This window comes from Niastella koreensis GR20-10, assembly GCF_000246855.1.
GTDB lineage: Bacteria > Bacteroidota > Bacteroidia > Chitinophagales > Chitinophagaceae > Niastella > Niastella koreensis.
Genome location: NC_016609.1, coordinates 8,441,169 through 8,466,054, shown reverse-complemented (window position 1 = coordinate 8,466,054; position 24,886 = coordinate 8,441,169). Strand labels below are relative to the sequence as shown.

Below are 24,886 nucleotides of genomic sequence, written 5' to 3'. Positions count from 1 at the left end.
TACATAAGCCGCTGACTATTTGAATGATAGCAGAGTTCGGAATTACCAGTCGCCGGTTTTAATATTACCAGATTTCTGCATTTTTACTATATCTATCTCCAATTCCTACGTAATCTCCACATAATTCGTGCTACCCTCCCATGATCGTCTGTATCCTTTAAGAATGCATTTGCCTTTGAATACCCATGACGGATCTTAACCCATCCTGCCCTGGCGTATTTATTTCTAAACGCTGAAACAGTACAAAATGAAGCGCATTATTTGCTTACAGATAGTGACCTGTATGCTGGTTACCGGCATGAACGCACAGGTTACTGAAAATTTCAACACCCGCAACGGTGTTGCCCTAAACCAGGTTAAAGGATACTTACAAAGTCATTGCTGGACGTTACCAAATTTCGAGATCACCGGCTTCAATACCGAAACGGACGGCTGGCTGGTTCCCGGTAGCGCCATCAGCACCAATCAACGAACGGGCATTTATACCCCGTCGCTTGATATTACTGATAACATCACGGTTTCTTTTAATTACCAATTCAACCTGGCTTTTGAAAAAGGCACCCGCCGGTGGTTAAAAGTGTTTTTAACCGATCCCAACAATATTAATGTAACCCAGTTGGATAGTTTTGAATGTGCCCCCACAGCGCTGGCTATCAAAAACTACAACAAAACTTTCTCCCACTTGCAACCAGGTATTTATAAACTATACCTGAACTACCAGGGTATTGGCGGCGCCACCCGTATTGCCATAGATCAACTGAATGTTTCAGCTCCCCAGCATTATGCTGAAGGTTGCAACACGTCGCCTGTGGCAGTAAATGATGATATCAGCGGCCTGCCCAATCATACCGCAACCGGGCTGGTTACCATAAACGACCGTGATGCCGACAACGACCGGCTGAATGCTTATCTCATCACTAATTCGCAGGATGGCAAAGTAACCATGCATGGCGATGGCAGCTTCACGTTTATTCCCAATCCCGGATTCACCGGCCATTCTACCACCTTTACCTATAAAGTTTGCGACAATGGCTATGGCCGCCTGTGCTCACAGGATGCCACCGTTAAACTCGACTTTCCCGAAGAGGCGGTTAGCCTGAGCGATTTTGCCGGGCTTTATAACGATGGCGGACAGGTGGAATTAAAATGGGCAACGGGTTATGAGTATAACAACGACCGGTTTGAAATTGAAAGAAGCCTCGATGGCCACAAATGGATCACTGCCGGCACCGTAAAATCACAGGGCACTTCTGCTACCAGGAAAGTGTATTCGTTCGACGATGAGGTGGGCAAGAACAAGGCATTGAAAAAAGACCTCTATTATCGCCTGAAACAGGTTGATGATGCAGGTAAGGTGGCTACCAGTCGGTTACTGGTTGTGCGGGTGTATAATACACCTACGGTGAAAATGATGAGCGTTACGCCTAATCCGGCCAAAAAAGATATTTCAGTGACTACGCAATTGAATGAAAGCAGCTTTGTAGCGTTGAAGATCCTGAACGCCGATGGCGCCATTGTGATGAATAAAACCTCGAAAGCCGATGCAGGCGCCAGTAATTTTATTATGGAAGGAAGCCGCAATTTGCAGCCCGGAGCTTATACGTTGGATGTATCTGTTAACAGTAAAGAGCGGATGCTGGTAAAACTGATTAAAGAATAATTGTAGTTTCACAGGTAAGGAAACCCCTGCTTTTACTAAAAGTGGGGGTTATTTATTTACGCCCAGGTACGACTGCAGGTTCTTTACATACTCTTCAAAGGCAGCCACGCCCGCAGGGGTTATTTTACAAATGGTTTGCGGATAGTTGTCCTTGAATTGTTTTATTACTTCTATATACCCCACTTCTTTCAGCTTATTTATCTGCACACTCAGGTTGCCGGCAGTGGCATTCGTTTTTTCACGAATGAACGTAAACTCTGCCTCCTTCACACTAATGAGAAGGGAAACAACCGCCAACCGCAGTTGGGAATGTAAAATCGGATCCAGATCTTTAAACTCCATAGCAATCGCCTTATTAAGGATTTGCCTTTTTAAATTTCAGCCTTAATAAATACCCGGGAGTTATCCAGGCTATTATCATGGCCGCAGACACCAGCAGCAAATGATATTCAACAGGGATTACCGTGGTCAATAACGACAGCCCCCAGCAACCAATGCCACCCCACACCAACGGTTTAAACCGCAAAATGATGCCGGACAAAAAAGTAGGCATACCATAAATAATTAAAAACATGGGATCAATTAATTTATAATATTCCCTGCCCTGGATTGTGCTTATCAAAACACCCGACAGGAACATGATTATTATAAATGTGATCCATACGTATTTTACAATTTCATCGGTATAGGTACGCACCCGTTGCCGCTGCCGTTTCTTACGCAGAAAAAAGATCTGGTAGATAACCGCAGCCCAGGTAAGTGTCCAAACCAGGTAATGCTTTTCAAACTGTATACGTAATAAAAAGAATTCCGTTACACTGCAAAACAGCACTACCCAACCCCATAACAAATACAAAAAACCGTCCTCATTAAAACGGTTGGTTGCTTTATTGATCATGGATTCAATAAGCGCTAAACTATCAGCGTGCGAAAAACTGGTTTCTTTTTCCATATAAATATTACCTGTTAAAAAGGAAAATGTCCACGCACAACATTCGACGCCGTACGTGGACAATTCTTGTTATTGGCAAGTAGAAAGTGTTTTTTCTGCCTGTCCTTTACCCCAATGCGGAGCAAGAGCGGAAGCAGGTTTGAAAGCGTCATACTTTTTCAGCGCTTCTTCCAGCAATGGTTTGGCTGTAGCGCAACCACCACCAAACTGTTCAGGGGTATTGCGCAGGTTTTGTCCCTGTAAATAGTAAGGCCTGGGATTGGTAGGGTCCTGCTTTTTAGCATTGTCCAGTTCTGTCTGCAATACCGGTCCATATTCCTGCCAGCGGTTCTGTGGGTTAACAATCAAATGCAGGGTAGCGATCATTGACTTAACACAGCTTATTTCAGAATTATTAGGTTGTAAAGCATCGGCTTTTTTCAGCAGGTCATTGGCTTTATTAGCATATGCATCGGTCTGGGTCATGTCGTTCTTCATGAAAGCATAAAGAACCTGGCTTAACGAGGCATAGTAATAAGGGAGCCACTGTGTTTTTTCTGCATCGCCAATCCGTTCAAAAGCGGCTGACGAGGCCAGCATGTCGTCGGCTGTTTTAGCTGAATCAAAAGTTGCAATGGTGGAGGTCATTGCCTTGGTAAATTTTTCACTTTGCGCTATCCCCTGGGATACGATCACAATCGAAAGGAGGATAAAAAACAATTGCTTCATGGTGGTTGATTTTATTTTTTATTGTGTTTTCTATTTGCCTGTTGGCGTTGCTGTTATTGAAAATTTCCTTGCTGCCGTTTCAATTTTTCATATTCCCGTTCTACACTGCTGCCGTTTTTTGTAAAAACGTATGCATCGAAAAATTGATACAACACGCCAATTCCCCATCCAAACATTGGCCATATTGGCCAGGGGAATCCTCCATAACCATTATTGGAGCCGGTAAAGAGCCATATGCCCCAAAAGAAACAGTTCATGCCAAGATATGCTATCAGGTTATATTTAAACCCAACCCTGCGTTTGGCTATTTTCCACAATTGTGGGTCTTTTTCATTTTCCATGTGACTGGTGTTTACGGTTTATTATAATTAGTTAAATGTTGCTGTTATAAATTACTGTTAATGACATCTTCGCTTCTGTCAACACCAAAACTCAGGAAACAACCCACAAAGTAAAACCGCCGGGCTGTTGGCAAAATAGGATCTTTTCGCAAACCGTTGAATGAATAATTATAACCATAAACCTGGTTGGTGCCCAGCACATTGTTTACTGAGAAAACCCATACTGTAAAGTTTTTTGATTTAGCATTACCGATAGTAGGCAGGTAATTAACACTAAAGCTCAGGTTGTTGTAAGATATGGTTTTTCCCTGGTCGGCAATCTGGTACTTACCTGAAACGCTGCTGTACCGGATGTTATAATAAGGGCGGCCGGTTGCAAATGTATAGGAGCCATTAAACTGGGTCTTTATTTTGGTAACAAACTTTTTCACCACCAAACTGGCCGTATGGTTAGCCGCAAAATTGGGTTGAATGGCATACGGATAGTTCAGGTAATCTCTTTTGGTATCGAGGTATGAATAAGAAAACCAGTAGTCAACATTCTTCAATGTTTTGCGATCACGCCAGAAGAGCTCGATCCCTTTGGCCTCGCCATACCCGCTGGTAGCCACGCTATCGATAATGCCTGCGTTACTGGTGCCATAGGTTTTTACCAGGTTCTGGTATTTCTTATAATAGCCTTCAATACGTAAGGTATAGTCCCTGCTTACCCGCTGATAGTTGGCAATGTAATGCGTGGCTTTTGTATATAACAGGTTATTGTAGGCATAGCCGCGCAGGTAATAATCCTTTTCGGGCTTTTGATAGAATATGCCATAGGCCAGCGAAGCCTGGGCCTTATTACCAACTCTATAGGCCAGTGAAATCCGGGGAACTATATTGGCTTTATCCAGCAGGGAACTGTGTTCAACACGACCGCCGAATTTAGCCGCCAGGTCGTTGGTCAAATAAATATCCGCTTCGGCAAAAGCAGCTTTGAAATTATCAGTGGCGGCTGTAATGCCGTTTGTAACGTATTGGTTGGTGTAGTTATTCTTATCGTTAAAATACATATACTCGCCACCAAAACGAATGGCGCTTAACCCGTACAGGCGTCTTTCAAACACTGTTTTTATCTGTGCCAGTTCCCCGTAGGACCTTACATGAAAGCTCTTGGTGTCGTAGGGCTCCAGGTGCATGACTACCGGAACGTTTTGCTGGTCCTGCAATTCATTCCCGATTTTATCGGTATTGTTGCTGTATGAAGCGCCCATGTACAGGTGCCATTTTTTGCCCAGCTTTTCTTTCCACGATAAATTACCATACACGTTGAAGTTAGTGAGCTTGAAAGCATTTTTTAATTCAACGGAATCGATATCGGGCCGGCGTAAACCCAACTGGTTATAATTGAAATATCCATAAAATTTCAGCATCCCGGTTTTGGAAGTCTTTATGCGGAAGTTAGCTTCCCCGTTATGAAATTCCGGGATTTTAAAGTTATCGGGGCGTTGTTTAATCACGGCAAAATAAGCGGCCAGGTTGGTATAGTTGTAATTCACGCCCCAGCTGGCATTTTTGTTCTTCGACAATTTCTGAAAGCCTCCGTTCACCCCTACAGTAGAAATGCCCAGGCTGGCAGAAGACTTATCGGGCAGGTCAACCGATTCCAGGATCAGGGCAGCAGAAAGCGCCTGGCCATATAAAGCAGAATAACCGCCGGAACTGAAAACAGTGCCTTTAAAAATAAATGGCGAGAACCGGCCGCGCTGGGCTATATCGGGCACACTGCTGAAAAAGAAATTATTCACCAGGGTTCCATCAATAAAAACCTTTGTTTCCTGGGCTGTACCACCCCGAACAAATAATCCTTCACTCTCCCCTACCTGTTGTGCACCGGGCAGGGTTTTTATGGCGCTGGTTATGTCGGCATTGGCACTGGCGGTGGTAACAATATCAATTGAGTTTAAAACGGTGGTACGTTTTGTATCGCTGGCTTCAAAGGAGCCGGCGGTAATGGTTACTGCGGTTAATTCGTTAGGCTCCTGTTTCAATACAATGTCAAAATGCATGGTGGCGCCCGAAAGGGTTATTTTTTGTTCCTGTAGTTTAAAGCCAATGGAGGTGGCCAGCAATACCTGCTCGCCCTTTTCAGTGGTTTTAAAATGAAAGGCGCCCAGGGAATCGGTAGTAGCGCCATCGTAGGTATCTTTTAAAGAAATACTGGCTCCCTGAACAGGACGGCCTTTTCCATCTTTTACTTTTCCGGAAACAACAGTTTGTGCTGACCCGGCCAAAAAGGATAAGAGCAAAATAAGCAGCGGCAAAAGCGGTAGCATGGGTGGTTTAATTTATACTCAAACGTAAACTGGTTTACGTTATAAACCAAATTATTTTTTATTACTTTTCCACAATTGTCCAAAATAGAGAATGCAGGCTGTTTTATGTTATTTGGCTGATTGATAGTATATTGCATCAAATTTACAAAACAGTTATTTTTTACATAATTCGTTGTAAATTGATTCATATGATATTTTACAATAAACATAAATATAATATGTCAAGTCTAAAAAGGGTACGTGTTTTCCTGTAAAATATCCGTGTGGCTTTTGCGTTGTACGATTGGCTAAAATTGTCAACCTTAGCCGTTAAATGTTATATCCGTCTTGAAAACTATGAAAAGGATCGAAACTCCTTTACAAGCGTCTATTCGTTTAGATGCATTTAACCGCCCGGTTACCTTAATAGGTAACAATGCCCTGCAGGTACAATCACCCCTATGGTTGCGGGTAATGTATACCTGTTTAACCAGCCCCTCATTTTTATTTGCTTCTTTCCTTCCTGTTTTCAAAAGTTTTCCCGGATGTAATCACTTTATTAAACAAATTAGTGGCGTAAGAACCAGTGCTTATTTAATACCCATTGAATTAAAAGGATAATTATTGACTGAACTGAAGACGAGCTGATTGATACATTTACTATAGATAACAATTTAAAAACAGCGGCAAAATGAAACTAAATGAGTAACAACTAAATCGCAAAATAAACCGTTTAATAGGTTATAACTTATGAAGCAGTACGAGGCCTGTTTCTTGGTTATGACGTGAATTTAATTCGAAAACTTTCATGTGTAAATCCGGAACCTATGAGCTTTAAATTCTACCCTTTGAAGGCCATGCTCTTTGTCTTATTGCTGCTGGGCTTTAAGACACATACGCAGGCCCAGGCAGTCTTACAGTTTGTTAAAACTGTAAGTAACTTTTCTACCGGTGGAGATGGTACTACAGCATCAATGGGAAACATATTGATCTATACCATCACGGTAAAGAATCTTACTTCCACAAACTTTGTTTCATCCAAGTTATATGATAACATCCCTGCGGGTGTAACGTATATAACTGGTTCTACCACCTTGAATGGGGCGGCTGTAGCTGACGTCAGTGGCAAAATGCCCTACTCAGGAGCTGGTGGTTTAATTAAATCGCCCACCTATGGCAGTGGTATTCTGGCACCGAATGTAACAGCTACCATCGTTTTCCAGGTAAAGGTTAGCTCCAACGGTGGAAACGTTTTCAATAACGCTACCATCGACGCCACCCAGAATGCAGTTTCAACCATTCAGGCTACCAACACAGTATACACGGCCATCACTATGGATGCTGCCTGTAATGTGGTTTACCAGGTTACCCCGGTCGATGCATCCGATAACAGCAACTATCACAGTTATTTCAGAACTGTAGATATCACAAATGGTACTGGCGGACCTGACCTTGCAATAGGACCAACCCCTGGTACTCCTCAAAAGGATGCATTTACAGGTGCTACCATTAAACGTCCGGGTGCAAGCGGCGGTGGAACCAAAATTGAGTTACTGGATGGTTGTGCAGCCATTGCCTATGACAGAGACTCCAACAGGATCTACTTTATCAATAATACTACCAATGCAGACCCGCTTTGTTATTATGATATTGATGATGATGTAATTTACAGATGTACAGGTTATCCATTGGAAACGAACACCAGCTCTGGTTATAATATCAACCGTATGGGTAAAGGATCTGATGGTAAATTCTATGCGTTAACCTCCAATGCGAAAGACCTGGTTCGTTTCAGCATTGGCCCCGGTAACGTACCAACCATTACTTCCCTGGGAACCCTCTCAAATGCATCGGTAAACGGCTCTAAAGACGTGCTTAGTGAAGGCGGGGGTGACCTTTTTGCCGATGGCTCGGGTAAATTATACCTGATTGCCAATAGTAGTAACATGTACAAGGTAGACCCAACCACCCGGGTAGCCACCTTCATGGGTGCGGTAAGCCCCTTCCCGGGTACCTCGCAGTCGCTGGCTATCGACGCCAATGGGAACGTATATATCAATGGAGCCTACCATGATGTTTACAAACTCAATCTGCAAACCATGCAGGCTGCCAAAATCAATGCTTCCCAAACGAACGTGTTTACCAGTGGTGACTACTCCTCTTGCGGATTTCCGGCACTGGCAAGCTCTATCATTGCCGATAAAACTTATACCGATATAGATGGTGATGGTATCATCAATGGCGGTGACACAGTTGAATATAAGATCACTGTAACCAACATCGGTAACATCAACGCGGCGGGTGTTTATATGTATGACTATATTCCACCATCCACTACCTACATTGCCGGTACAACAAAACTGAATGGTGTTTCTGTAGCGGATGTAGCCGGTGTAATGCCTTATGCAGTTACCGGCAGCCCCAATGGTAAGCTGGTAAACACAGCAGGTCAGCAGGCAGGTATCATCCTTCCTACAGCGGCAAACGCAGCGGTGGTAACCTTCCGGGTTAAAACTGAGCCTAACAAACAGGTTTGTAACCAGTCTAAGATCTCCCTGCTCGATGCAGATGGTAACGTAATGTTTGTTAACTCAAGCGATCCCACCAACATTGGTCAAACACCTACCTGCTTCTTCTCAGATGGTGTATTGCCTTTGATGAGCCTGAAATTTAAAGGCAGCCTGCAGGAACAACGGTCAGTTTTAAACTGGACAATAAATGGAGATGAAGGTGTTGCTACTTACGATGTAGAATACTCAGAGAACGGTAGTGTATTCACCAAAGCTGGTACTGTGCCAGCCAAGGGTAATACCAATATTGCCAATAGCTACCAGTTCACTGATGCAGACCATACTTTCTCAACCACGCGTTATTATCGCCTGAAGGTTAATCAAAAAGGTGGTAACGTCAATTATTCTGGTGTTATCCTGTTGAACCTTAACGACCTGGATGTGGAAGCATTACCTAATCCATTTGAAAGAGATCTCAACATTCAGATCAGATTGAAAACTGCTGAAACAGTTAATATCCGTTTACTGGATTTTGCAGGAAGACAGGTTTACAGCTCTACTGAACAATTGGGCATCGGAAGCCATTCGCTCAGCATTCGCATACCGGCCGGACTTACAAAAGGTATGTATATGCTTGATGTGAAAGCTGGTAAAGATCAGCTCTTCACGAAGAAATTGTTGAAGAACTAATAAAGTTTAGAAGACTTAATAATATAAAGCCCTCCCGATGCATCGGGAGGGCTTCTTTTTTGTGGTAACTTAATTTTATTCCGGCTGCTCCGGCTCCAACTACGCTTATTTCGCTTTTATAAACCTTTGCAGGGCCAATTCCGTTCCGTTCGACACGCTGACCACATACAGCCCCGGCTTCAAATTATTGACGTTTATGCTTTCTGTCTGGCCCGCCCCCGGTCTGTCGAACTGTACCACGCTGGTTCCATTCGCGTTCAGCACCTGGATGTGCACCGCTTTATCCTGCCAGCTGCCGGCCAGGGTTATCCTGAGGTCGCTTACCACCGGGTTGGGATACACAGTTATGCTTTGGGCTGCATTATCCTCCGTTAACTTTATGATCCGCACGTCAGACAACTTATAATTACCATCCAGGTCAACCATTTTAAGGCGGTAAAAAACAAGCCCGGAACCTGTATTTTTCAGGTCGTCCTTAAAGGAGTATTCCCGGTGAATGCTGCTGTTGCCATCAGTGAACAGCACACTGGCATCGGTATAGTCTTTTCCATCCCCGCTTTTTTGCACTACAAAATGGCTGAAATCCTTCTCCATATCTGTGCTCCAGTTCAATACCACCCGGCTGCCGTTCTTTTTTGCGGTAAACGAATTAAGCAGTACCGGTAATGAGCTTTGTACCGGTGCAGCATAATTAAATGATTTGAACCAGAATGAATACTGGCGTTCGGTTGCAATATCATTGTCGGTACTGTGCCCCCCTGCCCTGATCTTAAACTTGCTTTTATTGGTGTACTTGGCGGTTGCCATTACTTTGGTGGCGGTGGTATCGATATTATCATACTGGGTAACCGGCCCGGAAAATTTTTTACCCGTAAGCGTTAACACACTTAAGATATTTTCGAGCAGGTCTGATACCGACAGCGAAGTACGGCGTTCGGTAGTATAGGAATCCAGGCTGTACAACGATACCCATTCGTTAATGTGTTTATCATCGCCGTCTATATCGATGGCGGTAAGGTCCATACTTGAAATGGCAACCGGGGTATTATTTTTTGCAGAAAGAAAGGAGATCTCGAATTCCATCCACCAGTCTTTTTCACCGCCGTTAGCCGATTTGTTTTTGTATTCGATCTGGGGTTGAAAAGCCTTGTCCCAACCGGTGTTATCCAGGTCGATATTGGTTAGTTTAACGCCTGAATGCGAGCGCCCATTGATCTTAATATAGCCATCAACATCTTTTGCAACACCGGCAAACTTATATATTGCGCCATCGTCGCCGTCATTGCCCGAGATCCGCTTTCCATTCCTGAATTCAAGGCCCTGCGCCTGTAAAGCTACCGGCAGCGATAGCAACACTGTTACAGCCATCAGGGTGATTAGCCAATAATCTTTCTTTGTGAGTTTGAGGTAAAATTTGCTCATCACATACATTTTAAATTGTTACGGTATAGGGCGCCATCGCGGGCGCACAATAAAATTTATGCGACAATACAGTCAGCAACCGGTTATATGCAGGCGGCTGTTGTGTTATCGTTCTAAACACATAGAAGGTAAAACAGTGCAAATAAGCAGGTGTTCCTGCCAGGTAGTGTAACTAACCCTGATTGCTCAGGTATAAATGATATCGGAGCTAAAGAAAGGAAACGGGATTTCTGTAAGGCTATAACTGGGGAGAATAGTGCAGAAAGGGTTTTAAAATAAACCATCCCGTAGAAACGGGACGGCGTTGTTGATCGTACCCTTTAAAATAAAATCTTTAATGTCTTTTTGGTACCTGATCTTTTAAAAAATTCCCTCCCGTAGAAACGGGACGGTGTTGTTGATCGTACCCTTTAAAATAAAATCTTTATATAAGCTGCCAGGCTTTTGCGCAAAGCAGTGATATGTTGCAATCAGGAATAATCTGTAAAAACTACAGTGGTTAAACTACAGCATCTGTAAATGATGCTTCAGATAATTGAATTCAGACTGGGGTATTCTGATAGGAATTGAAAGCTTTTTGAAAAGAACCCTCCCGTAGAAACGGGACGGTGTTGTTGATCGTACCCTTTAAAATAAACTCTTTAATCTGTTTCCATTGCACGATCCGAGCTCATCAAACAGGGTACTTTTATACATAACACTTATTACACATTTTCAATGCAATCCGTTGCATCACAATTCCTTACCTCGTTGATTTACAATCTTCTTTTTGTTCTCTTCCACAATTTCCATACTGCGCCCCGCTATTATAATACGTTTTTGGCACCTTCCCCGTTGGGTATTTATAGGCACAATAATGCTAAATGCCGGTTGTTGTTTGAATTTGTAATGCCGTTGCTGGCTGTTATTGAGGCCCCTGGAGTAAATGAGGACAAACATGCAGAAGTAGCAGGAACCAGTGCAACAATCGGTTGATCGATCACTGAATTAACTCCAATACATATGTGTTTCAAAAGGTACATGTTTGTACAGATTCGTTTTTAAGGGACCGGAATAAAGTAAATCACAGGAGAACAGGAAATTCTTATTGGTAGTTTTCACGGAAAATTTGGAGAATAAAGTCCGAAGTATCGGTACGGTTCTGACAGGAGATTGGGTGAGATAGTTGATCAGTGCTTCTGATCGGATACAAATATCTAAACTGAATTTTGATTATGCAATAGTAATATTACTTTTTTGCAATTTTTTTTACGCAGGGAAAACAACGGTAACCGGCAAACGGCAGACAAGAAAAGGCAGTAGGCAGTGGGAATACTGCTGTAAGCTCCAAGCCACAAGCTGCAAGCCGCAAGCAGAAAGCCAAAAGCTAAAAGCAGAAAGCAGATACACTTCCGGGTTTTGGCTTTAGCCTTTAACCTTTAGGCTTTTACCGATATTCTGTATTCCCTTATCAACGCTGTCAACGCTATCAACTCTATCAATTTCCTGGTTACCCCGTCAACTGGTCAACTTGTCAACCTGCCTCTTCCCCCCCTCTCAATCACTTCGAAAAAAAAAAGCCACCCCAATAATGAGGTGGCTCTTATATATCGTACAACTATATGTGTTATGCCTTGTACTGAGGAATCAGGGTGTTAGCCAGATTAACCATTTTCTTAATACCATCATCAGGTAAGTTACCTTTTTTGAACTCGCCTAATATATCAGCCATTTTGTTTTCCATTTCCATCAGGAAGTGTTCTTCAAACTCTTTCATTTTCTTCACAGGTACTTCACGCAGCAAACCTTGTGTACCCAGGTAAATGATAGCTACCTGTTTTTCTACTGCGAATGGTGAATACTGGGCTTGTTTCAGGATCTCCACGTTACGGGCGCCTTTATCAATTACCAGTTTAGTAGCAGGATCGAGGTCGCCACCGAATTTAGAGAAGGCCTCCATTTCACGGTACAGCGCCTGGTCGAGCTTTAAGGTACCAGCCACCTTTTTCATTGATTTGATCTGCGCGTTACCACCCACACGGCTTACAGAGATACCTACGTTGATGGCAGGACGAATACCCGCGTTGAACAGGTTCGACTCCAGGAAGATCTGACCATCGGTGATAGAGATCACGTTGGTAGGAATGTAAGCAGATACGTCACCCGCTTGTGTTTCAATGATTGGTAAGGCAGTTAATGAACCACCACCTTTTACCAGGTGCTTTATTGATTCGGGCAAATCGTTCATGTTCTTTGCCACGCCGTCATCACTGATAACTTTCGCAGCACGCTCCAGTAAACGGCTGTGCAGGTAGAATACGTCACCAGGATAAGCTTCACGGCCTGGCGGACGACGAAGCAACAGAGATACCTCACGGTAAGCTACCGCCTGTTTAGACAGATCATCATAAATGATCAGGGCAGGACGTCCGGTATCGCGGAAGAACTCACCGATAGCAGCACCGGCGAAAGGCGCATAGAACTGCAACGGAGCAGGATCAGCAGCTGAAGCCGCAACGATGGTTGTATAAGCCATAGCGCCGTTGTCTTCCAGGGTCTTCATCACACCAGCGATGGTAGATGCTTTTTGACCGATGGCAACGTATATACAATATACCGGTTTACCGGCAGCGTAAAATTCTTTCTGATTAATGATGGTATCGATAGCGATCGCTGTTTTACCGGTTTGGCGGTCACCGATGATCAGCTCACGTTGTCCGCGGCCGATGGGAATCATCGCGTCAATCGCTTTCAAACCTGTTTGCAGCGGCTCTTTTACCGGTTCACGATAAATTACACCAGGGGCTTTACGCTCCAGGGGCATTTCGTATTTGTCGCCGGCGATGGGGCCTTTACCATCAATTGCTTCGCCCAATGTGTTTACCACCCGGCCCAGCATGCCGTCGCCTACGTTAATAGACGCGATCTTACCGGTACGGCGTACTTTAGCGCCTTCTTTAATATCGCCGCTTTCTCCCATCAATACCACACCCACGTTGTCTTCTTCCAGGTTCAATGCAATTGCACGTACGCCATTCTCAAACTCAACCAGTTCACCGGCACGTACATTGTTCAAACCGTATACGCGGGCAATACCATCACCCACCTGTAAAACAGTACCCACTTCTTCCAGGTCGGCAGCTGCGTTAAAGTTGCTCAATTGCTGACGCAATATCGCAGATATCTCATCGGGTTTTATCTCTACCATATATAACCGTTTATGATTTTTTGTGTGTTATAACTATCTAATCTTATAAATAAAGTCATTGTTCATGAATTGCGATTTGATCTTGTTCAGATCGTACGCAACGCTGGCATCAATCAGCTGATCGCCAATTTCCAGTACGAAACCGCCAATGAGCTCTTCATTTACTGAGGCTTTCAGGTCGATGTTCGTCATATTCGTTTGCTTTTGCACCTGGCCGATGATCAGTTTTTTCATCTCTTCGGTAACAGGAGCTGCAGTAGTGAGCTTAACGGTATGAATGCCTTTCTGCTGTTTGTACTGATCAATAAAAGAAGTAATAACCTCGGGCAGGTTCGATTCACGGCCTTTGTTAATCAACAGGCGGTTGAAAATGGTAGTGAGCTCGCTTATTTTACCTTTGGTAACTGCTTCAACAATAGCCACTTTTTTATCGGCCTTTACAACCGGGCTACGCAACAGCACTAAAAATTCACGGCTTTCTTTGCAAAGTAATTGCAAAAACAGCATATCCTGATACACGGGTTCCAATTGGCTCCGTTCATTGGCCAGGTCAATCAAACTTTTTGCGTAACGCGCTGCTAAACGAGGGTTTGGCATATGTTAATGTGATAATTTGCTAATGTGATAATGTGATAATGACTCTATTTACGAGACCTCCAACGATTAGCACACTTCGCGATATTTAAAACTTTTATATTACCGTGTGAATCCAATACTGTGCGAATGAAAGCTGTATTCATTATCACATTATCGAATTATCACATTATCTAATTAAGTTTTACTTCTTCAGCCAGTTGCTTGATGTACTTTTCCTGCTGTGATTTGTCGGTCAGTTCACGACGCAACACTTTTTCAGCTACCTCAATTACCAGCGTACCTACCTGGTTCTTCACATCAGTTAAAGCAGCCATTTTCTGTTGTTGAATGGCAGCACCTGCATCAGCAATGATCTTGTTAGCTTCTATTTTAGCCTGTTCTTTGGCTTCGTTAATAATACGGTCTTTTGTATCACGCGCCTCTTTCAGCAACTGGGCTCTTTCTTCACGGGCTTTGGCCAGCAGCGCTTCGTTCTCACTTTTCAACTGCGCCATTTCAGCTTTTACCCTTTCGGCAGTAGCCAATGATTCGGCAATACCGGTTTCACGCGATTTCAGCGATTTCAAAATAGGCTTCCAGGCAGTCTTTCTTAAAATGATCAACAGGATCAAAAACGCAATAAGATTCCACACAAAAAAGCCTAATCCGGGGGTAAGTAATTCCATTGTAATTAAATATTTATGGTATTGTTTGCTTTTGCTTTCAGAGAAAAATACTGCATTCGCCGCCCTTTGCATTGAATGCAGTACATTTTTTTACGTGCGAACCTACTAGCGGAATACAGCCAGCAGACCAGCAACTGCAGCCAGAAGGGCAACACCTTCTACGAGGGCCGCAGCCAGGATCATGGTAGCACGAATGTCGTTGGTTGCCTCTGGTTGACGGGCAATTGATTCAACGGCACCTTTACCGATTTGACCGATACCGATACCGGCACCAATCGCAGCAAGGCTAGCGCCGATTGCACCGTAACCGGGCTGAACTTCCAACAGAATAGTCATCAAATTCATGATACTTGTTTGTTTATAATTAAAAAAGCGTTTAGTCTCGGTTTAGATAACTACCGGATCATGATGTCCGGGCACATCTTCATGGTCATGTCCATTTTCAAAAGCCTGACCAATAAACACGGCAGCCAGGTTGGCGAAAATGTAAGCCTGTAAGAACGCAACCAGGATCTCAATTACGTAAATGAATACCGCCAGCAGAATGAAGAAGGGTGAAGTGCCCCATCCCAGTGCCGTATTCATGGCGCCAAAAATGAAAATCAAACAAATGAAGGCTAATATAATTACGTGACCAGAGATCATGTTCGCGAAAAGACGGATAATGAGGGCGAAAGGCTTGGTGAAAATACCCAGAATTTCCACCGGGATCAGAATGGGTTTTACTCCACCAGGCACCGGAGGATTGAAAATATGGCCCCAGTAATGTTTGTTGGTGCTGAACATAATAACCAGGAAGGCAACGATACCCAGCATGGCAGTAAAGCCAATGTTACCGGTTACGTTTGCTGATCCGGGGATCAAACCAATCAGGTTATTAATAAGTATGAAGAAGAAAACACTCAACAGGAACGGTGTGTACTTTTCGTAGCTGTGTCCCAGGTTGGCTTTACCTACATCATCTCTAACGAAGGTGATAATAGGCTCCAGCGCATTCTGGAAACCCTTGGGTGCGCTTGTTTCGCCAATACCTTTTTTATATTTTTTAGCTATGCTGCTCATAACCCATATCAGTAATATTACTGATATCAGCATTTGCGTGGTATTACGGGTTAAAGAGAAGTCATATACTGTAGCAGTAAGACTTGGTTTGCCTTCCGCATCCAATGCATATATCTTATCGTTCTTGAACAGTTCTTTTCCCTGCTCGTCTTTTTGTTCTTCCACCTCAGGATGTTCCTTCATATATTCTTCAGTGATCCACACATATCCTTCATGGGCTTCAGTTCCGTGATGGAAGGCAGACGACATAAACGCAGTGAACCCTTTTTCTGGTGAGTATAAAATAACCGGTAATGAAATAGACACCGGATTATTTCCAATAGTTACAAAATGAAATTCATGACCATCAGAAACGTGTTCAATTATAAGTTTGGCAGGATTTAACTTTTCTTCCTTGGGAGCTCCTCCGCCTTCGGCTTTTACCAATAAAGGAGAAATGACAATACTCAGGCTGAAAACCGCTACCAATAAGGATTTGACGCTTCTGACCAGCATACCTGTTTATAAATTTTGCGCAAAGATAAGTATGCAAAAGGCAAAAACGAACGCGATATGAAAGTATTTATTACCAGATGGCAATTGATTGAGGCTAAAGGGCAGGCTATTTATATTAAATAATTTTACATATTTTCTTATCGGAAATGAAAGTAAACGAAATTAACATTCCCGCAAAACAAATATGATATTAAAAATTTTAATAACTAATAACTTACTATTAAGCCGGAATATGCTTATCGAACTGCATTTGGTGCAGCTTATAGTAGAAACCCTGAAGCGCGATCAATTCGTCGTGCGTACCCATTTCCTTTACCTCGCCTTTATCAAGCACAATGATCTTGCTTGCCTTGCGAATGGTCGACAACCGGTGGGCAATCACTATGGAGGTGCGGCCAGCAATCAGTTTATCGATCGCTTTTTGAATAAGTAACTCACTTTCAGTGTCTACCGAAGAAGTGGCTTCGTCCAATATCAATATAGAAGGGTTGTACAGCAAGGCCCTGATAAATGACAACAGCTGGCGCTGTCCCAGCGACAGGCTGCCGCCTCTTTCCATTACGTTGTAATCATACCCGCCTGGCAGTTGCATGATAAAATCATGCATATCAATCATTTTGGCAGCTGCAACCACCTGTTCCCTGGTAATGGCAGGATTACGTAAAGTGATGTTATCCAGCACAGAACCCGAAAACAGGAACACATCCTGCAACACCACCCCAATCTGGCGGCGTAATGCATCCAGCTTAAAATCTTCAATCTTTACATCATCTATTTTAATAGCGCCATGCTTTATATGGTACAGCCTGTTCAGCAGGCTGATGATGGATGTTTTACCGCTTCCGGTATGCCCTACAATGGCTACTGTATCGCCTGGCTTCACTTCGAAGGAGATGTCCTTCAGCACATACCTGTCGCCAACATAGGCGAAGGATACCTGCTCAAAAGCGATCTTTCCTTTTACCATGTCAGGGTCAAAGCTACCTTCGGTAGTAATCATATCTTCATTATCCAGCACCTTGAACACCCGTTCACTGGCCACCATCCCCATTTGCAACACGTTGAACTTATCGGCTATTACCCGCAACGGGCGGAACAGCAGGTTCAAACACAGGAAAAAAGAAAACATTTTCCCTATCAATAACCGGCCCGCCACTTCATCTGTACTATAAATACCCAATGCATGGGTGGCAGCCCACCACACCATTAAACCGGTACCTACCGCCAACACAATTTCTACCACGGGAAAAAACACCGAATAGGCAAAGATGGCGTTGATGTTGGCGTTGCGGTGTTCTTTATTTATAGCTTTAAACTTATTGAACTCTTTATCTTCCGCTGCAAACGCCTGCACAATGGCCATTCCGGTAATGTGTTCCTGTACAAAGGCATTGAGGTTAGCCACCGCATTACGCACCCTGATGAACGACTTGTTCACGCTTTCCTTAAATAAATAAGTGGCTACTATTAAGATGGGGAACGAAGCCAGGCTGATCAGCGTAAGCCGCCAGTCAACAAAAAACATAAAGATCAGCACCGCGATGATCGACAACAGATCGGCGATGATGGGAATTAAGCCATCCGAAAAAATATCGTTAATGGCCTCAATATCATTGATGGTGCGGGTAGTTAAAGTACCAATAGGTGTAGTGTCGAACTGCGAAAGGTTCAACCCCAGAATTTTGCGATAAACGTTCACCCGCAGGTCTTTTACTACGGTTTGTCCTAACCAGGCAGTTAAATAAGAAAAGTAAAACCGGAAGGCTGTTTCCAGTAACAACAAACCAATCTGGATAATGGTGACCCAGATGATCACCTGCTCCATCGATAATTTTACCGCCTTATCGCCGGTAACACCCTTGTGAATGTAGTCATTGATAGTGATCTGGATAAGCCACGGCCGTATAGGTGATACAATGGCCAACAGGATAGCCATTATTACAGAAAGGATAAATTTTCTTTTATAGGGCTTTGCATACTGAAATACCCGTTTCAGTAAACTTAAATCGAATATGATCTTCCCCTTGCTTTTTTCCGCCATAACGAGTTTGCAAAATTAAGATATTAGTTTGTGGTTGTAGTGTTAAACTACAAACCTTACTCTCCCATGGATTTGCGGTAAGCCTTAATGAAAATAGCGCCGAGATTTTTATATGGAGGAATATAATCGTCGAACATTTCCTTGGCATCGCCTGTTGCGAATTTCTTTTTCAGCTCACGCCACATAGTTATCCAGTCGATATTATGCCCCACCAGCAACCGCTCATTGATGGCCTGTAAAATAGGTTCATTTACTCTTTTGGTACCTACCTGTTTGGAAGAAACGATGTGTGCATCGGGACAGGCGGTTAATACTTCGTTCAGGTTATTATATCCACCGCAGGACCCCAGTACAATGATACGGGCGCTTGACGGCAGCTTTTGGATGGTTGTTGACAGGTGATAGCTATGTCCGCGATGGATCACTACAGTGGGCTCTAATTTACGTTCCCGCAGATATTCGATCAGTTTATCCTGGGCCTTATCATCCGGGTCATCTTCCCCATACAATGGTTTATTGGCAAAGATCCATACGGGTTTGCCTTTGGTAGATGTAATGGAAGCCCATTCGGCCTTTCTTTCATCAACACGCCAGCCCGGTTTACCCCGGAACATACTCATAAAGTTCTGGTACGAGGTCTGGCCGTCTTTATCTTCATCACCGTAAAAGAACACCTGTTGAATTACGCGGCCGCTGTCGTCGGTAAGGTTGCTGTAATCTTTACCATAAATAGACGGAATGCCCAATAATGCTGACAGATCAACTTTTTTGGTGGTATCGGCCGATTCAAACAATATGCGCAGCAGGTTATATATTACCATCCCGCGTTTATTGTTCTCCTGTACATTTTTAGTATAGCTAACATTTACCTCATTCAATATAAAATCAGCCAGCTCCTTGTTTTTATCCATGATGCTGCTGTAGGAGTCAGCCACGTCAACCGCATCTTCGAGGTCGTTTATTTTACGCGGTTTTTCCAGGCCTATCACAAACGCCTTCATCAGGGTTTCGGCATTCTGTTTATCCATTTTACCCAAAAAGTCGGTCAGTTCGTTATAACCGGCTGCCATTTTAATAAACTTTCTGAAAAAGTCGGCATGCACGCTCATGATCAAACTGTCGGCCCGTGGTTTGGCCATGGCCTGCCAAATGCGGGGATACACCCCACGGGTGTAACTGGAAGTATAAATTTCATCTTCGCCCAAAACCGCCAGGTAATATAGCTCCTGTGCACTTAACCCATCGAGCCTGCGAAAACGAATATTATCACTGGGACTGGTATGCAGCGCATTTATTTCGCGAATAAAATATTGATTCGCCTTACGCTTCATCATTTCCGTTAAGGTCTGCAATTGATTGGCGGTGTCATTATAAGGTGGTAATGACCTTTCAACATATTCTATCCTGGTTTTTACCAGCAACCGGTAATAGCCCAGGTCGTTCTCCTTCACACTATCAATAGCCTTCAGGGTAATTTTCCCCCGCATCAGGTTATCCAGAAATGGAAAGTATAACTGGCCGCTTTTGCTGGTGGCAATACGTGCAATCAGTTGTACGGTTGAATCGCTGTGATGGCGGATACGATCGCCCAATTTATTATTGGCCTGGGCGTAATCGTATACCTTCGAGATGTCGGTACTCACCGCCACTTTTATTAAGCTATCGGCAAAATAAGCGTTGGGATTTTTAGCCAGTTCAGACATGATCTGGTCCGGGTGCAAGGTCAGGTACTTTTGCATTAATACAATGCGAGCGCCTGCCATGCCTGGGTTATCTTCTGAATATTTGAGCGATTCTATCAGCATTTTATCAACGCCATAGTCGTTGCTTTCTATAACGGGGCCAAAACTTTTATGTTGTTTATCCAGCTCCATACACTGGCCAAACGCCTTTATAAGCGCCGGGGCCAGCGAAGCGGGAAAATCGCGCCGGTTGAGATTCGAAAAATAGTTTTGTAACAGGTAGTCGATGCTGCGTAGGTATTTGATCTTTCCATTGCCGTTGAGGGTAGAATCCATTTCAATCTGGTTCTCCAGGTCATCCACACCCCGGATGAGGGCATCCATAATTTGCAGGCTAACGGTGGTATCTGGTGAAATTTTGCCCTGATTTACAAATTGAACGGCCTTCTTCTGCTGCTTATCGATATTGTTATGCCAGAGCTCACGCTCCATTGGCACCTTTATAGGATATGAAGTTTGCGCAAGATTCGATTGCCAAATAAGTAAACAGATCGTAATAATTGGTATATGTATCCTCATATGCTGCACATCTAGGGGTAGAGCAAAAATATGACCAAAGGGTTATATGTGCCTGTAATTGGTCTGGTTAGCGCCTTTCTGTATTAAGAAACAATAATTCCCGGCGAAAGTTAGTAAAAGAAAGTCAAAAAGCCCTGCCATGGTGGATAACAGAAGCCTCAGAATGGGGAAGCCTGGGTATAAACTTATAACTGAAAACGGTGCGTTTTCAGTTTATTCCGGCCTGTTTATAACTGAAAACGGGGTGTTTTCAGTTGATAGCATACCATTTCTAACTGAAAAAGGGGTGTTTTCAGTTGGTAGCGCACCGTTTCTAACTGAAAACGGGGCCTTTCCGGTTGGTAGAGTATTGTTTTCAACTGAAAACAAGGTGAAATTAACTATCAGGGGAACGGGGTTAAGGGTAACCATACCTTACTAAAGCGTCCCGTTCCCGGCTAAACATCAGATCTATTTATTTAGCCCGGTATCCTTTTTGCGGCAACAAAGAGCTTTCTAATTAATAACGAATGCTTTGTAACTCCTTATCCACTTCCCGCACGGTGGCCGAGCGCCTTTTTTCTTTACCTTTACGTATTAACAAATTGTGAACTCAATATTATCATTTACAGGGTAGAACCTTTTCGAGTAGGTTTGCAAAAATTTCATTTAATGAATGCTAAAGGCAAGATCCTTATTGCAGATGACGAGCCTGATATAGTTGAAATTATCCGGTATAATCTTACCAAAGAGGGTTATGAGATAGTGACGGCTAATAATGGGGATGATGCCATTCAAAAAGCCAAGCTAAGTCAGCCCGACCTGATTATCCTGGATATTATGATGCCCCGCAAAAACGGGGTGGAAGTTTGTGAAATTTTACGTGCCCAACCGGCATTTAAGGATACTGTTATCGTATTCCTAACCGCCCTCAGCGATGAAAGCTCTCACGTTAAAGGCCTGGAAACCGGTGCAGACGATTATATCAGCAAACCGGTAAGCCCTAAAATTCTCGTAAGCCGTATACACGCTATCTTTCGCCGCATCAATAAAGAACCGGAAGAAAAAGTAATCAGGATCGATAACCTCGAAATTGATCCGGTTAAATTTGAAGCCAAGGTAGACAGCAAAGCGGTGGTATTGGCGAAAAAAGAATTTGAACTGCTGTACCTCCTGGCGTCAAAACCCGGCCGGGTATTTCTGCGCAACGAGATCCTTAACCAGATCTGGGGTAACGATGTGATCGTTGGCGACCGCACCATCGACGTTCATATTCGAAAAATCCGCCAAAAGCTCGGCATCGATTGCATTACCACCGTTAAAGGAGTTGGTTACAAATTCACAATGTGATAATGTGATAATACGATACTGTGATAATTGGCTAAATTGCTAATTTCACAGTATTCAGTTTTCATTATCACATTAGCTAATTAGCTAATTATCACATTGGTCTTCTATGCCTTCAGCCAAAAATTTTTCACCGCGGCAGCTGGCCGCTTTTACTGCAGCTATCTTAGCTTTTCCAATTGCCGTTGGCATTCTTATTCTTACCGGCAACTGGCAAATAGGATTGGCTTCGCTGGTAGTGGTTTTTGCAGGCAGTTACTGGCTGATACTGGTTACCATGGAACGTTTTATTTACCGCAAAATAAAACTGATCTACAAACTCATTTACCAAACCAAGGCTACCAAAAAAGAGGAGATGTATTTCAAATACATTCTTCCCCAAAAAAGCATCGACGAAGTGCGTGCCGATGTGGAGGCCTGGGGCGAACACCGCATTAAGGAAATTGAGCTGTTGCGCCAAAATGAAGCCTACCGCAAGGAGTTTCTTCAAAACCTTGCCCATGAATTTAAAACGCCCATCTTCGCAATACAGGGTTATGTAGATCTTTTGCTTGACGGCGCCATGGAAGAAGAAGCCGTAGCCAAAAGATTCCTGGAAAATACTTCCAAAAACGTAGATCGCCTGGTGAACCTGATGAACGACCTGGATGAGATCTCAAAACTGGAACGCGGCGAACAATTACTGGCCAAACAGAACTTTCCCATTCAGGAACTTATTAAAGAGATCTACGACTCCCTTTCTATAAAAACACAGGCTAAAAATATCCGCACCGTAATTAAAAAAGGCTGCGAAGCGCCCATCACCGTTTTTGCCGATAAAGAAAAAATAAAACAGGTGCTTATTAACCTGGTTGAAAATGCCACCAAGTATGGCAAACATAACGGTAATATAGTAGCCAGTATTTACGATACCGACGATCAGCACGTACTGATTGAAATAAGCGACGATGGTATTGGCATCGAGGAAGAGCACCTGCCCCGTATTTTTGAACGCTTTTACCGCACCGATACCGCCCGCAGCCGCGATAAAGGCGGCACCGGTTTGGGCCTCGCCATTTGCAAACATATTATTGAAGCGCACGGACAAAGTATTCATGTGCGCAGCACACCGGATGTTGGAACGACAATTGGGTTTACGTTGGAATCCAAGAGGGATTGAGCTGGAAGACGGCAGACACCCCCTGTCAACATGTCAACTTGTTAACTTATCAACCATTAAACATCTTTCCACAAAAGCTACATAGAACTATTTAAATTCCACGATTACACACATACCAATATGTGTAGCTGTGACCAACAACCGTTTCTTTGGGGCAATTTCCAATACTATGAAAATGTTGAAACGGACCGTACTGCTTCCTGTTATTCTTTTAATAGCATACCACAGTAAAGCACAATGCAGTGGCAACACCAGCTCAATCTCCTACGACACTACGGTGCATGCATTGGGTAACTCGTTATATTCCTTTTCGTTTCCCAAATTCAACCCCACACTGGGTACCTTAACCGAGGTAGACATCACAACCAATATAACCCTCATCTACAACTTTAAACTGGAAAACGGAGAGGTGAACCCGGTAACCAATTACCGGGTAAAAGTATTCCGCGACGATGAAATAAACAGTTCGGCCCTGCTTGATCCCTTGACCAGTTCCTTTCAGAAACAATACGGTTATTATTCCCTTGCCGGTTCTGATGGCATTCCCAATTCAGGGCCCGATTTTACCCAACAGGGGCCGCTGTATGTTATGAACCAAAAGAGCACCACCTATACTGTTTACAATACGGCAGATTTTATGGTAAACGATTCAGTTTACTTCGATTACACCACCTCTACTTATTCTGCCGCCCAGGGCAGCATCAACAATAACCTGGAAGGATCGGCGCAGGATGCCGTGAATTTCAGGATCACCTATAAATATTGTCCTCAGGTAGTGCTGGCAGCAGATATCACTTCGTTTACCACCAATAAAATAAACGATGCCTCCATCGATATAAAATGGATCACTTTAAATGAAAAAAACAATCGCAATTATGCAATACAAAAAAGCACTGATGGAAAAGTTTTTGGAAACGTTACTGAGCTGGCTGCAAAGACCGGTACCGCGCAAACCGGCGCCTATAGTTATTCGTACCCGGTTCAATTAGCCGACAATAACAAGATCCTGTGGTTCAGAATTAAACAAACAGATACAAACGGATCTATACAGTATTCGGCTGTTCGTGCAATAAAGATAAATGGTACCGCCAACGAACAACTTAAATTATACCCTAACCCTGCCAAAGGAGCCAGTAATCTTATTTTCAGTAATAACAAACGCGGTAACTGGGAGGTGAATATTCACAGCGTAAACGGCCAGTTGTTGAAGCGTTATTCCTTTACCAATGCCCTTACGGGGAATATAAACACCGGTAATGAACTGGGCAAAGGCATTTACATGGTGCGCATCATCAACAAAACCACCCAGGAGAAACTGGTGCGGCAACTTATTATTCAATAGTCTTGTATTTGCGGTTGAAATAGAACAGGGAATACAAGGTGGTACCCACGCCGATGACGGAGAAGATGACAACACTGGCGGGATAAAACTGTGTCCAGGTAAGTTGTAACCCTTGTGGTAAAGCTCAACGCAAAAACCTGCAAACCAGGCGCCCCGCATTTTGAGCCTGCCTGC

20 protein-coding genes are annotated in these 24,886 nt (G+C 43.6%); 7 read left to right on the top strand and 13 right to left on the bottom strand.

Translation table 11 applies throughout. The annotated features are described in order from the left end of the window. Positions 1-247 precede the first annotated feature (247 nt). Positions 248-1,660 carry an Ig-like domain-containing protein gene (locus NIAKO_RS37455; RefSeq protein WP_014223047.1) on the top strand — a complete coding sequence of 471 codons (1,413 nt, stop codon included), beginning with the start codon at positions 248-250 and terminating at the stop codon, positions 1,658-1,660. 48 nt (positions 1,661-1,708) lie between these two features. Here NIAKO_RS37455 and NIAKO_RS34050 read toward each other — a convergent pair whose 3' ends face one another. The 5 genes from NIAKO_RS34050 to NIAKO_RS34030 all read right to left on the bottom strand — a co-directional run bounded on the left by NIAKO_RS34050 (position 1,709) and on the right by NIAKO_RS34030 (position 5,976). Continuing rightward, positions 1,709-2,002, bottom strand: a complete 294-nt coding sequence (locus tag NIAKO_RS34050) for a winged helix-turn-helix domain-containing protein (RefSeq protein WP_014223046.1) — start codon at positions 2,000-2,002, stop codon at positions 1,709-1,711. 13 nt (positions 2,003-2,015) lie between these two features. Next, a complete protein-coding gene (locus NIAKO_RS37450) occupies positions 2,016-2,612 on the bottom strand; it encodes a hypothetical protein (protein WP_014223045.1) in 597 nt (198 codons plus the stop codon). A 69-nt stretch (positions 2,613-2,681) separates the two neighbouring features. Then, positions 2,682-3,320 carry a hypothetical protein gene (locus tag NIAKO_RS34040; protein WP_014223044.1) on the bottom strand — a complete coding sequence of 213 codons (639 nt, stop codon included), beginning with the start codon at positions 3,318-3,320 and terminating at the stop codon, positions 2,682-2,684. A 53-nt stretch (positions 3,321-3,373) separates the two neighbouring features. Then, a complete protein-coding gene (locus tag NIAKO_RS34035) occupies positions 3,374-3,661 on the bottom strand; it encodes a 2TM domain-containing protein (protein ID WP_014223043.1) in 288 nt (95 codons plus the stop codon). A 44-nt stretch (positions 3,662-3,705) separates the two neighbouring features. Next, on the bottom strand, positions 3,706-5,976 hold the full coding sequence (locus tag NIAKO_RS34030; protein WP_014223042.1) for a TonB-dependent receptor: 2,271 nt from the start codon (positions 5,974-5,976) through the stop codon (positions 3,706-3,708). 336 nt (positions 5,977-6,312) lie between these two features. On the opposite strand from NIAKO_RS34030, the gene NIAKO_RS34025 reads away from it, so the two are divergent. Both NIAKO_RS34025 and NIAKO_RS34020 read left to right on the top strand, forming a co-directional pair. Then, positions 6,313-6,576: a hypothetical protein gene (locus tag NIAKO_RS34025; RefSeq protein ID WP_041347627.1), complete on the top strand. Its 264-nt coding sequence runs from the start codon at positions 6,313-6,315 to the stop codon at positions 6,574-6,576. A 206-nt stretch (positions 6,577-6,782) separates the two neighbouring features. Beyond that, positions 6,783-9,155, top strand: coding sequence for a T9SS type A sorting domain-containing protein (locus NIAKO_RS34020; RefSeq protein WP_014223041.1), 2,373 nt, complete (start codon positions 6,783-6,785; stop codon positions 9,153-9,155). A gap of 105 nt (positions 9,156-9,260) precedes the next feature. Here the strand turns inward: NIAKO_RS34020 and NIAKO_RS34015 are convergent, their stop codons facing one another. The 8 genes from NIAKO_RS34015 to NIAKO_RS33975 form a co-directional block, all read right to left on the bottom strand. Beyond that, positions 9,261-10,577: a T9SS type A sorting domain-containing protein gene (locus NIAKO_RS34015; protein ID WP_014223040.1), complete on the bottom strand. Its 1,317-nt coding sequence runs from the start codon at positions 10,575-10,577 to the stop codon at positions 9,261-9,263. Positions 10,578-12,183: 1,606 nt separating this feature from the next. After that, entirely contained in the window at positions 12,184-13,764 is a 1,581-nt protein-coding gene (gene atpA, locus NIAKO_RS34005; RefSeq protein WP_014223039.1) for a F0F1 ATP synthase subunit alpha, read from the bottom strand. A 33-nt stretch (positions 13,765-13,797) separates the two neighbouring features. Continuing rightward, positions 13,798-14,361, bottom strand: a complete 564-nt coding sequence (gene atpH / locus NIAKO_RS34000; protein WP_014223038.1) for an ATP synthase F1 subunit delta — start codon at positions 14,359-14,361, stop codon at positions 13,798-13,800. A 170-nt stretch (positions 14,362-14,531) separates the two neighbouring features. Continuing rightward, a complete protein-coding gene (gene atpF / locus NIAKO_RS33995; protein ID WP_014223037.1) occupies positions 14,532-15,026 on the bottom strand; it encodes a F0F1 ATP synthase subunit B in 495 nt (164 codons plus the stop codon). A gap of 105 nt (positions 15,027-15,131) precedes the next feature. Beyond that, positions 15,132-15,371 (bottom strand): ATP synthase F0 subunit C, encoded by a 240-nt coding sequence (gene atpE / locus NIAKO_RS33990; protein ID WP_014223036.1) that lies wholly within the window; start codon positions 15,369-15,371, stop codon positions 15,132-15,134. Positions 15,372-15,413: 42 nt separating this feature from the next. Then, positions 15,414-16,583, bottom strand: coding sequence for a F0F1 ATP synthase subunit A (gene atpB / locus NIAKO_RS33985; protein ID WP_014223035.1), 1,170 nt, complete (start codon positions 16,581-16,583; stop codon positions 15,414-15,416). 220 nt (positions 16,584-16,803) lie between these two features. Then, on the bottom strand, positions 16,804-18,624 hold the full coding sequence (locus NIAKO_RS33980; protein WP_014223034.1) for an ABC transporter ATP-binding protein: 1,821 nt from the start codon (positions 18,622-18,624) through the stop codon (positions 16,804-16,806). Positions 18,625-18,680: 56 nt separating this feature from the next. Next, positions 18,681-20,798, bottom strand: a complete 2,118-nt coding sequence (locus NIAKO_RS33975; RefSeq protein WP_014223033.1) for a hypothetical protein — start codon at positions 20,796-20,798, stop codon at positions 18,681-18,683. Positions 20,799-21,024: 226 nt separating this feature from the next. Here NIAKO_RS33975 and NIAKO_RS33970 point away from each other — a divergent pair, with 226 nt between their 5' ends. From NIAKO_RS33970 to NIAKO_RS33955, 4 genes are all read left to right on the top strand, one after another. Further along, positions 21,025-21,306, top strand: a complete 282-nt coding sequence (locus NIAKO_RS33970) for a hypothetical protein (RefSeq protein ID WP_014223032.1) — start codon at positions 21,025-21,027, stop codon at positions 21,304-21,306. A gap of 230 nt (positions 21,307-21,536) precedes the next feature. Then, complete coding sequence (locus NIAKO_RS33965) at positions 21,537-22,214, top strand: response regulator (protein ID WP_014223031.1); 678 nt, start codon at positions 21,537-21,539, stop codon at positions 22,212-22,214. Positions 22,215-22,320: 106 nt separating this feature from the next. Further along, a complete protein-coding gene (locus tag NIAKO_RS33960; RefSeq protein ID WP_014223030.1) occupies positions 22,321-23,370 on the top strand; it encodes a sensor histidine kinase in 1,050 nt (349 codons plus the stop codon). A gap of 175 nt (positions 23,371-23,545) precedes the next feature. Continuing rightward, positions 23,546-24,712, top strand: a complete 1,167-nt coding sequence (locus NIAKO_RS33955; protein WP_014223029.1) for a choice-of-anchor E domain-containing protein — start codon at positions 23,546-23,548, stop codon at positions 24,710-24,712. The last annotated feature ends 174 nt before the right edge of the window (positions 24,713-24,886 follow it).

Excerpts from the sequence above, each read along its gene's own strand:
- NIAKO_RS37455 (WP_014223047.1), top strand. The coding sequence starts at position 248 with ATGAAGCGCATTATTTGCTTACAGATAGTGACCTGTATGCTGGTTACC.
- NIAKO_RS34050 (WP_014223046.1), bottom strand. The coding sequence starts at position 2,002 with ATGGAGTTTAAAGATCTGGATCCGATTTTACATTCCCAACTGCGGTTG.
- NIAKO_RS37450 (WP_014223045.1), bottom strand. The coding sequence starts at position 2,612 with ATGGAAAAAGAAACCAGTTTTTCGCACGCTGATAGTTTAGCGCTTATT.
- NIAKO_RS34040 (WP_014223044.1), bottom strand. The coding sequence starts at position 3,320 with ATGAAGCAATTGTTTTTTATCCTCCTTTCGATTGTGATCGTATCCCAG.
- NIAKO_RS34035 (WP_014223043.1), bottom strand. The coding sequence starts at position 3,661 with ATGGAAAATGAAAAAGACCCACAATTGTGGAAAATAGCCAAACGCAGG.
- NIAKO_RS34030 (WP_014223042.1), bottom strand. The coding sequence starts at position 5,976 with ATGCTACCGCTTTTGCCGCTGCTTATTTTGCTCTTATCCTTTTTGGCC.
- NIAKO_RS34025 (WP_041347627.1), top strand. The coding sequence starts at position 6,313 with ATGAAAAGGATCGAAACTCCTTTACAAGCGTCTATTCGTTTAGATGCA.
- NIAKO_RS34020 (WP_014223041.1), top strand. The coding sequence starts at position 6,783 with ATGAGCTTTAAATTCTACCCTTTGAAGGCCATGCTCTTTGTCTTATTG.
- NIAKO_RS34015 (WP_014223040.1), bottom strand. The coding sequence starts at position 10,577 with ATGAGCAAATTTTACCTCAAACTCACAAAGAAAGATTATTGGCTAATC.
- atpA (WP_014223039.1), bottom strand. The coding sequence starts at position 13,764 with ATGGTAGAGATAAAACCCGATGAGATATCTGCGATATTGCGTCAGCAA.
- atpH (WP_014223038.1), bottom strand. The coding sequence starts at position 14,361 with ATGCCAAACCCTCGTTTAGCAGCGCGTTACGCAAAAAGTTTGATTGAC.
- atpF (WP_014223037.1), bottom strand. The coding sequence starts at position 15,026 with ATGGAATTACTTACCCCCGGATTAGGCTTTTTTGTGTGGAATCTTATT.
- atpE (WP_014223036.1), bottom strand. The coding sequence starts at position 15,371 with ATGAATTTGATGACTATTCTGTTGGAAGTTCAGCCCGGTTACGGTGCA.
- atpB (WP_014223035.1), bottom strand. The coding sequence starts at position 16,583 with ATGCTGGTCAGAAGCGTCAAATCCTTATTGGTAGCGGTTTTCAGCCTG.
- NIAKO_RS33980 (WP_014223034.1), bottom strand. The coding sequence starts at position 18,624 with ATGGCGGAAAAAAGCAAGGGGAAGATCATATTCGATTTAAGTTTACTG.
- NIAKO_RS33975 (WP_014223033.1), bottom strand. The coding sequence starts at position 20,798 with ATGGAGCGTGAGCTCTGGCATAACAATATCGATAAGCAGCAGAAGAAG.
- NIAKO_RS33970 (WP_014223032.1), top strand. The coding sequence starts at position 21,025 with ATGGTGGATAACAGAAGCCTCAGAATGGGGAAGCCTGGGTATAAACTT.
- NIAKO_RS33965 (WP_014223031.1), top strand. The coding sequence starts at position 21,537 with ATGAATGCTAAAGGCAAGATCCTTATTGCAGATGACGAGCCTGATATA.
- NIAKO_RS33960 (WP_014223030.1), top strand. The coding sequence starts at position 22,321 with ATGCCTTCAGCCAAAAATTTTTCACCGCGGCAGCTGGCCGCTTTTACT.
- NIAKO_RS33955 (WP_014223029.1), top strand. The coding sequence starts at position 23,546 with ATGTTGAAACGGACCGTACTGCTTCCTGTTATTCTTTTAATAGCATAC.